Raw genomic sequence first — 12,953 nt, forward strand, 5'->3', positions numbered from 1 at the left:
TGCCTACCGTGGAGGCTATGGGGTACGCGTGAGCCATGGGCAGCCACAGTCATGAGGTCACGGACGCGATCCTGGAAACGCTGAAGCGGGCGAGCAGCGGGCTGAAGGAGGCGGATATCAGGTTCGCGCTCGCCGGAGGCTGCGCGGCGTACGCGCGAGGAGCCGCGCCCTCGCTGCACGACGTCGACTTCGTCCTCCCCGTCGAGGACGTGCCGCTCGCGCTCGAAGCGCTGGGCAAGCTGGGCTTCGAGACGGTCAAGCCGCCGGAGGACTGGCTGGTCAAGGCATTCGACGAGGGCAGGCTGGTGGATCTGATCTTCTCGATCTGCGACCATCCGATCACCTCGGAGCTGTTGAAGCGGGCCGAGCCGATGAAGACCTCGGCGGTGATCCTGCCGGTCCTGGAGGCCACCGACCTGGTCATCTCGTGGCTGCTGCCGTTCTCCGAGCACACCTGCGACTACGGTTCGTTGCTGCCCCAGGTCCGTGCCCTGCGCGAGCAGGTCGACTGGAACCGTGTCGCCGCCGTCGTGCGGGACTCCCCGTACGCCTCCACCTTCCTTACCCTCCTGGGACGCCTCGACATCATCCCCGACTCCCTCGACTCATCGGGCGACCCGACCTGGCCGTGAAGCGTCATCGATCTTCGGAGGCGCCACCCGGGGGTCGGCGGCGCGACTTTCCGGTACCGCCTTCCGGTACCGGAACGCGACTTTCCGGTACCGGAAGGCGGTACCGGAAACGGAGAGTGCCCCGCCGGTCGGCGGGGCACTCTCGTTGTTCGGCGTGCCGGATCAGATGGTGCCCGGTCCGCTCCCGAACGGGAAGCGGCCGTAGTACTCGCCGACGCGGTCACGGTAGGCGGGCTCCTTGAAGTTCGCCTCGTCGAACTCGGGCGCGCCCTTGATCTCGTGCTTGGTGCGCGCGACGTAGACCTTCTTTTCCTGCGGGTCGATCTGTGTCACGGTGCTCGCCGGCAGGAGGACCTTCTTGCCGAAGATCCACGGACCCGTGTCGATGACGAGGTAGCTCTCGCCGACCTCGTAGGTCGCCTCGTCGACGGAGCCGATCTTCCCGTCGGTGGCCTCAACGTGGTACCCGGCGACATCGAGCGTCCTGTCCTGGCCGTACACGTCGGCGCGGTAGTTCCAGAGCTCAGGCTGCATGGTTGAACATCTCCTTTGCGTTGGATTCTCCGGGCTCCGATCAGGTACCCGAGCGAGGGGCGCTAAACGGGCTCCGTTCCGAGTCGGCCGGTGCGGAGCACCGCCCTGCCCCCCTCGCACCGCAGGTCGCCACGTGATTCCGCCCTCCCATCCCGCCCGGAGAAATCGCAGCTGTCACCTGTTCGTTGCTGCTCATATGTCAGTGCATGTACGGACTACAGCGCCGAGTCCGGTAGTCTTGTCGAGGTCTGGCGCCGCTAGCTCAGTTGGTTAGAGCAGCTGACTCTTAATCAGCGGGTCCGGGGTTCGAGTCCCTGGCGGCGCACCTGAAAGAAGCCCCAGCCGGGTATGCCCGGCTGGGGTTTCTTCGTTCGTCGCCTCGTTGAATCAGTCTGTCTCGTCCTCGTCCTCGTCCTCGTCCTCGTCCTCGTCCTCGTGATCGTGTTTTGGTGCTCGCGGTGTGGTCGTGCGTGGCCGCGTCGTAGCGGGCAGATCGTCGATCTTCACCCCGGTCTCGTGCGATCCGGGCTCCGTCCCGCATGCCTTCCGTACGCCACGGTGTGGGCGGCCGTAGCCGCCCACGCCGCGCCTCAGGCGAAGGCCTTGCGCGACAGGTCGTCCCACGCCTCCCATTCCGCGATCCGCCGCGCGTACTCCGCGCGCAGCAACGGCAGCGGCTGGTCGCCGAAGAAGACGCGCAGCGGCGGCTCCTCGGCGTCGACGATCGCCAGGATCGCCGCGCCGGTGGCGTCGGGATCGCCGCGGCGAGCCGAGGCGCTGATCGGCATGTTGCCCCGGAACTCCTCATATGCCGACAGCTGCGATGCCCGTACGGCCGAGGATCCCTGCCAGTCGGTGGCGAATCCGGCCGGTTCCACCAGGGTGACCTTGATCCCGAACGACCGGACCTCCATCGCCAGGCTGGATGTCAGGCCTTCCAGGCCCCACTTCGACGCGTGGTACAGCCCGAGGCCGGGCAGTGCGAACACACCGCCGACCGACGACACCTGGATGATGTGCCCGTGACCCTGCTCGCGCAGCACGGGCAGCGCCGCCTGCGTCACCCACAGCGGGCCGAGTAAGTTCGTGTCGATCTGCCGCCGGGCCTGTTCCTCGGTGACCTCCTCGACCATGCCGAACAGCCCGTATCCGGCGTTGTTGACGACCACGTCGAGCGAGCCGAACCGGCTGTGCGCCGTGGCGACGGCGGCGAACGCGGCGTCGCGGTCGGTGACGTCGAGCTCGATCGGCAGGACGGCGTCGCCCCATGCCTCGACGAGCGGGGCGAGCGTCCGCAGGTCGCGCGCCGTCGCGGCCACCGAGTCGCCGCGTTCCAGGGCCGCCAGCGTCCACACGTGGCCGAATCCTCGCGATGCTCCGGTGATGAACCATGTCTTGGGTACCATCGAGACCTCCTTGAAGTAACTATATGGTTATCTGTCTATCTTGGCATTGATTGCTTGTCAATAACCAATTATTTACTTATGCTGGGGTGTATGGCACGCGATGCGGACAAGACTCGGGACAAGCTCCTGCTCGCGGCGACCGCCGAGTTCGCCGCGTACGGCGAGGCCGGTGCACGGATCGATCGAATCGCCGAGCGCGCGGGCGTCAACAAGCGGATGATCTACGCATACTTCGGCAACAAGGAACGGTTGTTCGCCACCGTGCTGGAGCACTCCCTCAGCCGGCTCGTCGAGGCGGTCCCGCTCACGACCGACGACCTGCCCGGATATGCCGGTCGTCTCTTCGACTACCTGGTCGACCATCCCGAGCGGCACCGGCTTGCCCTGTGGCGCACCCTGGAGAGCTCGCCGTCCACCGAGGTGGAGGAGCGCTCCATCGCCGAGAAGCTGGCGGCGCTGTCGGCCGCGCGGGCTCATGACAGCGCGCTCGATCCGGTGGCGCTGCTGGTGTTCATCATGGCGCTCGTGCAGGCATGGCCGAGCAGGCACGGCGCCCTGGCCCGGCCCACGTTCGCGGACGCCGCCGCTCAGCGGGCCACCGTCGTGGAGGCGGTCCGCCGCCTGACGACTCCGTAGCCGGCAGCACGCCACCGGCTCTGGCCGGTCGGCGTTCTTACCGGCGTTCTTACCGGACTTCTTGTCGGCGAAGATGTGCCGACAGCCCGCCGTAGTGAATCTGGGCGATCATCTGCTGCTCTTGTCGCCGGAGCCCTGAGTGGATCTCAGCCGGGAACGGAGGAAGTTCACGATGATCGACATGACCTGCGTGCTGGTCCAGATGCGGGCCTTGGACGACAGTACGCCGTGACCGGCACCCTCCAGCACATACCGCCTGCTGTCCACATCGGCGCGGCGCAGTGCCTGGTGCAGGCGTGCGGTCTGCGCAGGAGCCACGACGCGGTCGTCGTCGCCGTGCAACAGCAGGAACGGCGGCGTCTCACCTGTGATGTGGCTGACCGGGCATGGGCGCGCCACCAGTAGCGCCAGGACGGCCGGCACCAGTGCGGCCAGCATGACCAACGCCATCGCTCGCACCGTAGTGCCACTCAATGGGGCGGCCAGGGCGCCGAACAGGTAGGCGGCACTGCCGGACAACGCGGAGGCCGCCCCGGCGCGGGCGTGGCCGATGGTCTGCGTGATGGTGGTGACGGCGGGGAAGACGCCGCCGACGCCGAACATCGTGACGGCCAGGCAGAGCCAGGTGCCGGCCAGGGTGGGCGCCAGCATGGCCTGGACTGCCAGCGCCAGCGTGCCGAGGGTGGCGATGGCGATGTAGCCGGTCAGTAGCAGCGGCAGCGCCGCTCGCCGGGCGGCCAGGCCGAAACTCGCGCTGGCGGTGAGCATGGCCACGGCGTTGACGGCGAACACCAGCCCGTACTGGACGGCGCTCAGCCCGTAGCCGTCCTGGAAGACGTAGCCGCCGACCCGCTGCTACCCGGCACCCACACCGTGAGCATCCGGGGAGTCCTGCAGCGCTACCACGTCGCCGGCTTCACCCAGGCCTACGGCATGACGGAGCTGGCCCCGGTGGCCACACTGCTCACCGCGCGGGAACACCTGACGGGTGGCGGGCTGCTGCGCTCGGCAGGGCGAGCCACACCCCACTGCGAGGTCCGCGTCATCACCTCCGACGGTCAACCCGCCCCGGCGGGCACGGTCGGCGAGGTCACCGTCCGGGGCGCCAACGTGATGCTCGGCTACTGGGGCAGGCCCGACGACAGCGCCGCCGCGGTGCGCGAGGGCTGGATGCACACCGGCGACGGTGGCTACCTCGACGAGCACGGCTACCTCTACATCGTCGACCGGATCAAAGACATGATTATCACCGGCGGCGAGAACGTCTACTCCTCCGAGGTCGAAAACATCATCGCTCAGCATCCCGCGGTGGCCTCCTGCGCCGTCATCGGCGTACCGGACGCACAATGGGGAGAGCGAGTGCACGCCGTCATCGTCCTGCGCCCCGGCGCGACCACCACCGCCGCGCACATCAGGACCCATGTCAAGACCACATCGCCGGCTACCCCGTCTGGCTCTCCCGCTTCGGCAACGCCACCCGGCAGGCGGCGACCTACCGCAAGGGCAGGGTCTTCCTGGCCGGTGACCACGCCCACCCGCTGACCGGAACCCGGGCCCCCGACCTCGACCTGGCCGATGGGACGCTGTTCGAGCTGCTGCGCGACGGCCGTCCGGTGCTGCTGGACCTGTCGGGCGGCACCCTGGCGGCCGTCGGTGGCGCCCACGTGTACGCCGTCGCTCCGGCGGCCGGTGACCGGCCGGGATGGGCCACCGCCCGGGCGGTCCTGATCAGGCCTGACGGGTATGTGGGGTGGGCGTCCGAGGAGCCGGACGACGCCGCCTTGGCCAAATCGGCGCGAGCCATGCTCCACTGACCACCCGGCCCGCTATCGCAGCACCTTGGCGACGCCGCGCCCGCTCCGGAGGCGACGGCCCCGGTCATCGGGTGTATCGGGCGACGCGCAGCCGGTGTAGCCGTTCGACCAGGTCGGTGGGGCGGTCGAAGTCCACCAGGGGGAGCCAGGTGAGAGTGTCGAGCTCCTCCGGGGCCATCGCGCCCCGGATTCCGCCGACCAGCGCGGCGACGGTGTCGGTGTCGCCGCCGAGGAGGACGGAGTGGCGCAGCGCCGAGTCCAGATCCGCTGTCGTGCTCAGCACGTGGACCACGGCGGCGGTCGTCTCCAGCGCGTCGAGGCTGACGCCTTCGGCGGGAGAGGTCCAGTTGCCGGCGAGGGCGGCGCGGACGGCGGTGGGCTCGCCGTAGCGACCGGCGACCCAGTCGGCCTCGGCCTCGGCGGCGGCCAGGACCGCGGCGAGTCCCAGGCCTTCGATCGCCCTGGCGGCCATCGCGGCGACAAGGCAGGCCGCGGCGATGGCCTCCGGGGCGCGGTGGGTGCCGATCGCCAGCGCCTCCACCAGGTGACGGCGCAGGTCGGAGGCGGTGGCGGGAGTGGTCCAGCCGACCGGGAGCATGCGCATCGCCGCGCCGTTGGTGGCGCGCTGGCCGGGGATCGGCTCGGGCAGGGCACCCGTCTCACGGAAGTGCTCCAGGGCCCGGCGGGTGGTCGGGCCGATGCCGCGGATCTCGTCCTCCGCGGCGGCGAGCCGGGCCAGGAAGGCTTCGGCGGTCGGGTCACCCTCGGTGTCGGCCAGCAGCTCGCAGACCAGGAGCATCTGGGCGGTGTCGTCGGAGGTCGCGCCGCGCGGCCAGCCCCGCCGGGTGGCCGGGATCTCACCGATGCGGTCGGCGTCGATCGCCGCCGGGGCCGAGCCCTCCCAGGGGACGCCCAGCGCGTCGCCCGCGGCGAACGCCGTCATCGCCCGCCCGATGCGCTCGGCGCCGTCGAGGCGGCCCGCCGGGGACGTGGCCTCGGCGTGGCCTCGGGTCACCTTCGCGTGTGGCGGGCGTGGGGTCACCTTCGCGTATGGTGGGCGTTCTCCCTGGTCACGGGCGAGCGAGGTAGATTTGGGGAGCCGTTCCTCTGGTTGCTGCACCGCTACATGGTAGTTCGTGAGCACCTGGTGAGCCTGCGATACGAGTTCCGGCGTGATGTTCGTGACGGCGTGACGCGGCGACCGGTGGAGGGCGGGCCGCTGTTCCCCGAGGACGGGGGTGACGAAGGAGAACGCGGTCAGCCGCCGGAAGGCCGTCATCGTCGCGGGGAGGTTCATCTCCGCTTTCAGCCGGAGGAACAGGTCGCCGTCGAACGACTGGGTGGCCGACTCCCCGTCCCGTGAGAGCCGAAGAGGCTCCGATCCGGGCGCTCACGGCCCGGGCCGGAGCCCGTGGTCCTGCGGTGTGGCGATGATCAGCCGACGTTGGCGCAGATCGCGTAGACGCTGATGCCGACGTCGTTGTAGCCGGGCTGGCGTCCGAGGCCGATCCAGCCGCCACCGTCATCGGTGGGGAAGGAGCCCACCAGGACGGCCTGGTTTCCCTGTGCCTCGGCGCCGCCGCCGACGACCTTCTTTCCGGCGGGACACCTCACCACCCGGCGCTGGAAGTTGGGAACGTTGGCGTTCGGAAGCTTGACGATCTGGTATCCGGTGAAGTCGGCGGCGGCCGGCACGGAGGCCGTGGCCGGGGTGGTGACGGTCAGCGCGGTCAGGCCCGCGATGCCGACGGCGACGCTCAGGGCGGTGGTCACGAGTTTCCTGCTTCGCATGATCTCTCCTGGGGGACCGGGGATTCCTGAATGGTCACGCATAGTAAATTGGTCACCGCTCTGCGTGTCCAGTCTTGGTTCTGTCGCCGCTTCGCCAGTTGTGCCGGTCTTGTCGATCGGGTACGCGCGTGACGGGTGGGGGCGCCGCGTAGGTGGGGGCGGCGTGTGCGCGAGGGGCTGGACGGGCGTGGGAGCCGGGGGCGTGCGGAGGTGCGGTGTGCCCGGAGGTGGCGTCGGGGGCCGGTGCCGGGCTTGGCGGGGTGGGGGTACGGAAGGTGGAAACGGGCACCGTCAAAGCTGGGACAGGGGGGGAGACCTACGCCTACTTCGCCACCGACCCGGTGACGGGCTGGGAGCACTACACGCAGGGCGCGGGGCCGCAGTCCTCCTCGGGAACGCTCGGCAACCTGTCCGGAGGCCAGGTGAAGGTCGAGGTCTGGAGCGCCATCGGCAACGGCACCACCTCCCTCGGCGTCGGCAACCAGTCTCTCGTACGGCTGCCGTTCAGCTGATCCGCGACGGGGCGGCGGGTTCACCGCCGCCCCGTCACCCTCAGTTGATCTGCGAGGGGAAGGCCGGGAGCGAGAGCTCCCGGCCGTTCTCGTTTCCGGTGGCGGACGGCAGGGGCAGGCCGATCGGGCTCAACGGCGGCAGGAAGCCCGACTTCACGACGGCGCAGGCCAGCGGGCGGAGCAGCCGGGCGAGGACGGAGGTCCGCTCGTCACCGAGGGCCCGCCAGGGACCGGACGCGGCCTCGTCGGTCAGCCGTTCGATCCGCTCGCGCACCCGCGTGCCCTCGGACGTGAGGCCGCCGGAGGCGTCGACCCACCCGCGCTCGCGCAGGGCGGCGGCACCGGACTCCCACTCCTCGTCCGGCCAGGGGCGCGCCGCGCGCAGCAGGGCCATGTCGGTCTCACCGGCGGCGACCTTGAGCAGGTGGGCCTGGATCGGGGGGACGCCGTGGGTGATGAGCGCGGCCACGTGCCCGTCGCCCCGGTGCTCGCGCAGCGTGGTCGCGGCCTGCCAGAGCAGCAGGTGCGACTCGCCCGGCGCGGGCAGCGCCTGGTTGGCCGCGCTCAGCACCCGGCCCGCGGTGTCGGCGAGGCCGGCGGCCTGCCAGGCGAGGTCGGCTGCCGCGCGCAGGTCGTCCGGGCCGGTCACCTCGTCGGTGAGCAGGTTCCGCAGCGCCGCCCTCGCCCCGTCGCGCCGGGCACGGAGCACGTCGCCGGGTGTCGCGAACGTCCATGCGTCGGGGAGCGCCCTGGACACCTTGGCCGGGGGGAAGCCGTGGAAGGCGGCCGTGACGACGTCTGGGCCGACCGGCCCGAGCGGCGCCGCCCGGGCCGCGAAGTACCCCATCCAGAAGCCACGCATGCCAACCGCGTCGGACGCCGCCCGAGCCTCCGGGGCGAAGTAGGTGACGGCGTGCAGGGGCTCCAGCAGCTGCCACATGACACGCGGAACGTTCGGTTCGTGCTCCGGCACGGTCTCACACCCTGTCTCGTGGATCCTGGCGGATCGGCTGTGCATGTTCATACGGTACTCGGCGAAATAACCGTTGATCTCCCGTTGGGAGATCCGCTCATATGGTCCGAACCCTGACCTGATCAGCGGAGATGGGTCACCTTTCCGGTAAGGCTGGGTCTTCTCAAGGGATGCCGTGCGGGTTGTCGAGAACTCAGAGCGAATTGTGATCCCAGACGGTTCGCCCTCTGTCGCCGCACTCCCGGTGCCACCGTCATGTCCGGTCGTCCAGCCCTCCCGAGTCGATGGAGAGCCGCGCGTGTCGGTCACTGAAGGTGACACCGGCGGCGGCGCCAGACCTGGGCGGCCGCTCCGGTGACCGGGGAGGGGGAGCCCGCCCTCACTCCACCGGCCTCCCGGCCCCGCGGCTCTAGCGGCACCTCGCTCCCTCGCCGAGCTTTCGACCCTGAACCTGGGTGGTGCCGTGCGGCGAGTCGCCTGCCGCGCTCCCGTACCCCGGAAGGCGGTGGTCGGGGGGTGAGCCGGCCCGGGGCTCTTTCCTCGCTGGATGAGCCGCGACGGTGCCGTCGCCGCGCGGGGAAGCCGGGGCATGATATAGCAAACGGGGTTGGTATGCCCCGGAAGTAGGAGCCAACCGTTATTTACCTTTGTGCACGGTTGTTGGGGAATCTGGAAATTGGTGGTAAATCATCCCGGCGCTGCGGGGCCATGGCAGAGGGCCCGGCGGGGCGCTTTCCAAAGTCGACATTGTTCATGACTACAAGTAAAGAGAACGGTGGAGAAGGGGGTTGTCTGGGCTCCATGTGGTAGGGCCTCGGGGGGAGGCGGCCTCTTTCTCCTAGATGGATCGTTCCAGTGGACGTCGAGTCCGGTCTCATGGCGCATGACGGGAAGATCTCCCGGATCGGGGCCGGCCTGGGGTGGGGGGCGGCCAGGGGTGGGGGCGGTAAGGAACCCGCTGGGCGCGGGCGCCGGAATGCCCGTCGCATGGAACCTCGGGGCCCTCTGTGGGATCGCCGGTGACGGCGGAGCCGAAATCGTCAGTGAAGTTCGCCTGTCGAAAAGGGTGTTCATGAAGCCCGTGATCTGGCCGGGGCGACTTATGTGAGAACGGCGGGAAGAATGCGCCGTGACAGCCGGAATTCCCGGAGGAGGACTGAATGGCGCCCGGCATGAATATGTCGAGATGTTTGATAATTGCTATATTAAAAATAAGCGGCAAATAGCGAAGAGTGGATGTCGGGTTCTTTTTGAAACGCTCTCGGGATGCCGCTGATTCGTGACCGGACGCAACCCGTGAGGCGGGTACGACCACGGCGTGCGGCCGGACGGTCGTGCGCACGGCCCCGGAGGCCTCCGGGGACTTCCGGGCGGGGCACGTCGGGGCCCGGTCGGAGGTGACCGCGGGGCCGTCGCCGGTGAGCGGCCGCCTGGATGTGCCGGAGTCGCCGTCAACAAGGTGCGGACCAGGGGCGTTCCCCAGACCGAGAGAGTTGCGTTCTCTGGCCGGAGCGATTGTCGCGGACTCGGCGAGGGGGCGGACCGGACCGGCGGGAGATCGTCCCGGGGTGATCCGTCGTGCGGATGGCCACTCCGATGGCCATCCGGGCGGGTTGCTACAGATTTCAAAGTGAGGAGCCCTACCCTGAGTCGCTGGTCAGGGGGTAAATTTCCTGTTAACTGCTGGTTTGTCGCCCCCATGTACTTATCCCGCCCCCTTACCCAAAGTCAAGGTCTTGCCGATCGCTATTGATGCTGATAGTCATTCTGGGTAGGACATTCGGCTGAATCGGCTCTCCGAAAATCGGTTCTCCGAGAGGGGCTGTGGCGATGCGGTCACTATTGCCATACGGGATGGCGGACTTCGAACGGCGCGGTTTCCGGACCGATCACGCAGCGGCCCGGGCGATTCTGGAGGAACGCGCCAGGAGCTTTCTTGACGGATTCAACCTCGCAGCCTTCCGCTGGTCGGACATCCACGAGGCGCTCGCCACGGTGCCGGCGGAGAACCGGGGGTTCGCCTACGAGGGCGCGGCGATGTACGCGGCCTATCGTGACCTGCCCAACCCGCGGCGAGACAGCGCGCTCCACCGGCTGCTCGACGGGCCGGGGCGGGGCTACCCCCACCTCATCCACGTCGGCGCGGGCTGGGGGCTGACCCCCGCCCGGCTGCCGGCGCCGCTGCGGCTACCGGGGACCCCGCTGCTGCGGTGGCTGGCCCTTGACGGCGCGGGGTTCGGCGAGGTGTTCTTCGGCGGCCTGCGGGCGCTGGCCCGACGCAGCCGCAGGGCGCCCACCGCCAGGGGGGCGATCCGGCTGGCGGGCTGCGGCCGGGCGCTCTGGTTCGCCGAGTCCGCCGACGTCGCCGGGGTGGCGGAGGTCATCGGCCGTCAGCCGGGAGTGGCTCGCACCGAGCTCTGGAGCGGAATCGGCCTGGCATCGGCGTACGCCGGGGCCACCACGGAGGCCGGGCTGGAGGCGCTGCTGGCCGCGGCCGGCCCCTCGGCGCCGGCCTTCGCCCAGGGGGTCGTCTTCGGGGCCACCGCCCGCGTCCGCTCGGGCATCGTCCCGGCCCACACCGAGCTCGCCTGCCGCGTCGTGCTCGGGGTCGACCTTGACACCGCGGCATCCTGGGCCGACCGCACCGCCGCGGACCTCGACCACTCCTACGACGCCGCCGCCTACCAGGAATGGCGGGCCCGGCTGAGAGGTATCACCGCCGCCCGGCAAGCCGCTTGAACCTCCGATCGGAGAACGGAATGGTCCACACCATCCTGCGCAGGAGCGTGCCGGCCACGGTCGCGATCGTCCTCTGCGCCGCGCTGGGGTTTCTCACGCTGCGGCCGAGCATCGCGACCGGAGAGGCCACCCGGCTCGCCGGGCGCTACTCGTTTGAGAGCCTCGACCTGAACTCGGCCCCGCCCCAGGCCCGCACCGAGCGTGTCGTGGCCCCCGGCCTCCGGGACATCAGAGGCTGGATCTCCGCGGTCGGCGCGGCTGTGGCTCTGACGGACCTGCGTGGGCTCGGCCACTCCGGCGACGTCTGCCTGGTGGACCCCCGCGACGACAGCGTCACGCTCCGGCCGGCCCCCCGGTCGGGCGGCACGCCGTACCCGCCGGTCGAGCTGCGGCCCTCGGGCGGTGTGCCGTACGACGCGACGATGGCGCCGATGGGGTGCGTCCCCGCCGACCTCGACGAGGACGGCGACACCGACATCCTGGTCTACTACTGGGGCCGGTCACCGGTCGTCTTCCTCAACACCCGGCCCGGCGTCCCGGCCGCCGCGGGCTTCACCGCCACAGAGCTCGTCGAGCCCATGCAGGTGTGGAACAGCACGGCACTCAACATCGCCGACGTCGACGGCGACGGGCACCTCGACGTCCTGGTCGGCAACTACTTCCCTGACGGGGCCAGGGTGCTCGACCCGACGGCGGCCGACGACAGCCGCATGGCGATGCAGCACTCGATGAGCCTGGCGCGCAACGCCGGCGGCAACCGGATCCTGCTCGGCAGGCCGACGGGCGCCCGCGACACCCTGCCCCGGTTCACCGACGCCGGCACGGCCCTCGACGACGACGTCGCGCGTTCGTGGACCCTCGCCTTCGGCCTGCAGGACCTCACCGGAGACCTGCTGCCCGAGATCTACGTCGCCAACGACTTCGGGCCCGACTTCCTGCTCGCCAACGAGTCCACGCCCGGCCACCTGCGCCTGCGGGCCGTGCCCGGCACGCGGACCCTGACCATGCCCAAGTCCAAGGTGCTCGGCCACGACTCGTTCAAGGGCATGGGGGTCACGTTCACCTATCCGGGCGGTACCGGCCTGCCGATGATGATGGTCAGCAACATAACCAGCGAGTACGCCCTGCAGGAGAGCAACTTCGCCTTCGTACCGGTCGGCGGTCCCGGCGAGCTCGCCTTCCGCGACGACAGCGAGGAGCTGGGGCTCTCCCGCAGCGGCTGGGCCTGGGACGTCAAGTCCGGTGACTTCGACAACGACGGCACCGACGAGATCCTGCAGGCCACCGGGTTCCTCAAGGGCGAGAAGGACCGCTGGCCCGAGTTGCAGGAGCTCGCCATGGGCAACGACGACCTGCTCGACCTGGCCGGGGCCTGGCCGAACTTCGGGCCCGGCGACGACCTGTCCGGCCACCAGCACAACCCCTTCTGGGTCAGGACTCCCACCGGCCGCTACGCCGACCTGGCGCCCGCCCTCGGACTCGACCGGCCGGACGTCAGCCGGGGGTTCGCCCTGGGCGACGTGAACGGGGACGGGAAGCTCGACGCCGTGGTCGCCAACCAGTGGGAGAACTCCCGTCTCCTGCTGAACCGGTCCGAGGGGCCTCCCGGAATCGACCTCGAACTCGTCGTGCCGGCCGCCGGCGGAGGCACCAGGGCCGCGGTCGGCGCGCAGGTCGAGATCACCGGGCCCGTACGGCAGAAGACCCAGCTTTATCCGGCCAACGGGCACGCCGGCGCCTCCGCGTCGCGGGTCCACCTGGCGGCGCCCACCGGCTCCGCCACGGGGATGGTGACCTGGCGCGACGCGGCGGGCACGCACAGCGCTCCGATCTCGCTCACGGCGGGCCGTCACACCCTTCTGCTCGGCTCCGACGGAACGGTGGCGACGCGATGACGACCACTCAGAAGGAACGGC

At 70.1% G+C, this 12,953-nt stretch carries 12 protein-coding genes, 1 tRNA gene and 1 pseudogene; 8 read left to right on the forward strand and 6 right to left on the reverse strand.

Annotated features, from left to right (window positions below; genetic code table 11):
• Nucleotides 1–35 precede the first annotated feature (35 nt).
• Nucleotides 36–632, forward strand: a complete 597-nt coding sequence (locus OIE13_RS01950) for a hypothetical protein (RefSeq protein WP_326643750.1) — start codon at nucleotides 36–38, stop codon at nucleotides 630–632.
• A gap of 162 nt (nucleotides 633–794) precedes the next feature.
• On the opposite strand, the gene OIE13_RS01955 is transcribed toward OIE13_RS01950, so the two are convergent.
• Complete coding sequence (locus tag OIE13_RS01955; protein WP_326643748.1) at nucleotides 795–1,166, reverse strand: PRC-barrel domain containing protein; 372 nt, start codon at nucleotides 1,164–1,166, stop codon at nucleotides 795–797.
• Nucleotides 1,167–1,417: 251 nt separating this feature from the next.
• Here OIE13_RS01955 and OIE13_RS01960 point away from each other — a divergent pair.
• Nucleotides 1,418–1,491, forward strand: a tRNA-Lys gene (locus OIE13_RS01960).
• Between the two features lie 265 nt (nucleotides 1,492–1,756).
• On the opposite strand, the gene OIE13_RS01965 is transcribed toward OIE13_RS01960, so the two are convergent.
• Nucleotides 1,757–2,572 carry an SDR family NAD(P)-dependent oxidoreductase gene (locus OIE13_RS01965; protein ID WP_326643746.1) on the reverse strand — a complete coding sequence of 272 codons (816 nt, stop codon included), beginning with the start codon at nucleotides 2,570–2,572 and terminating at the stop codon, nucleotides 1,757–1,759.
• Nucleotides 2,573–2,662: 90 nt separating this feature from the next.
• Here OIE13_RS01965 and OIE13_RS01970 point away from each other — a divergent pair, with 90 nt between their 5' ends.
• Entirely contained in the window at nucleotides 2,663–3,208 is a 546-nt protein-coding gene (locus OIE13_RS01970; protein ID WP_326643745.1) for a TetR family transcriptional regulator, read from the forward strand.
• A gap of 108 nt (nucleotides 3,209–3,316) precedes the next feature.
• On the opposite strand, the gene OIE13_RS01975 is transcribed toward OIE13_RS01970, so the two are convergent.
• Nucleotides 3,317–4,000, reverse strand: coding sequence for an alpha/beta hydrolase (locus OIE13_RS01975; RefSeq protein ID WP_326643743.1), 684 nt, complete (start codon nucleotides 3,998–4,000; stop codon nucleotides 3,317–3,319).
• An 81-nt stretch (nucleotides 4,001–4,081) separates the two neighbouring features.
• Between OIE13_RS01975 and OIE13_RS01980 the strand changes: the two are divergent.
• Together OIE13_RS01980 and OIE13_RS01985 are read left to right on the forward strand one after the other, a co-directional pair.
• Nucleotides 4,082–4,633, forward strand: a pseudogene (locus OIE13_RS01980) (AMP-binding protein); the annotation flags it as partial.
• Nucleotides 4,555–5,022, forward strand: a complete 468-nt coding sequence (locus OIE13_RS01985; RefSeq protein ID WP_326643741.1) for an aromatic-ring hydroxylase C-terminal domain-containing protein — start codon at nucleotides 4,555–4,557, stop codon at nucleotides 5,020–5,022. The pseudogene OIE13_RS01980 and the gene OIE13_RS01985, both read left to right, overlap by 79 nt.
• A gap of 64 nt (nucleotides 5,023–5,086) precedes the next feature.
• Here the strand turns inward: OIE13_RS01985 and OIE13_RS01990 are convergent, their stop codons facing one another.
• Together OIE13_RS01990 and OIE13_RS01995 are read right to left on the reverse strand one after the other, a co-directional pair.
• Complete coding sequence (locus OIE13_RS01990; protein ID WP_326643739.1) at nucleotides 5,087–6,319, reverse strand: ADP-ribosylglycohydrolase family protein; 1,233 nt, start codon at nucleotides 6,317–6,319, stop codon at nucleotides 5,087–5,089.
• Between the two features lie 137 nt (nucleotides 6,320–6,456).
• On the reverse strand, nucleotides 6,457–6,813 hold the full coding sequence (locus OIE13_RS01995) for a hypothetical protein (protein ID WP_326643737.1): 357 nt from the start codon (nucleotides 6,811–6,813) through the stop codon (nucleotides 6,457–6,459).
• A gap of 215 nt (nucleotides 6,814–7,028) precedes the next feature.
• Between OIE13_RS01995 and OIE13_RS02000 the strand changes: the two genes are divergently transcribed.
• The gene (locus tag OIE13_RS02000; protein ID WP_326829448.1) at nucleotides 7,029–7,325 is read left to right on the forward strand and encodes a hypothetical protein; all 297 of its coding nucleotides are present in this window, start codon (nucleotides 7,029–7,031) and stop codon (nucleotides 7,323–7,325) included.
• 40 nt (nucleotides 7,326–7,365) lie between these two features.
• Here the strand turns inward: OIE13_RS02000 and OIE13_RS02005 are convergent, their stop codons facing one another.
• Nucleotides 7,366–8,343, reverse strand: a complete 978-nt coding sequence (locus tag OIE13_RS02005; RefSeq protein WP_326829449.1) for an SCO6745 family protein — start codon at nucleotides 8,341–8,343, stop codon at nucleotides 7,366–7,368.
• A gap of 1,809 nt (nucleotides 8,344–10,152) precedes the next feature.
• On the opposite strand from OIE13_RS02005, the gene OIE13_RS02010 reads away from it, so the two are divergent.
• Together OIE13_RS02010 and OIE13_RS02015 are read left to right on the forward strand one after the other, a co-directional pair.
• On the forward strand, nucleotides 10,153–11,037 hold the full coding sequence (locus OIE13_RS02010) for a DUF1702 family protein (protein ID WP_326643732.1): 885 nt from the start codon (nucleotides 10,153–10,155) through the stop codon (nucleotides 11,035–11,037).
• 20 nt (nucleotides 11,038–11,057) lie between these two features.
• On the forward strand, nucleotides 11,058–12,932 hold the full coding sequence (locus tag OIE13_RS02015; RefSeq protein ID WP_326829450.1) for an FG-GAP repeat domain-containing protein: 1,875 nt from the start codon (nucleotides 11,058–11,060) through the stop codon (nucleotides 12,930–12,932).
• Nucleotides 12,933–12,953: the final 21 nt, after the last annotated feature.

This window comes from Streptosporangium sp. NBC_01810, from assembly GCF_035917355.1.
Classification (GTDB): Bacteria; Actinomycetota; Actinomycetes; order Streptosporangiales; family Streptosporangiaceae; genus Streptosporangium.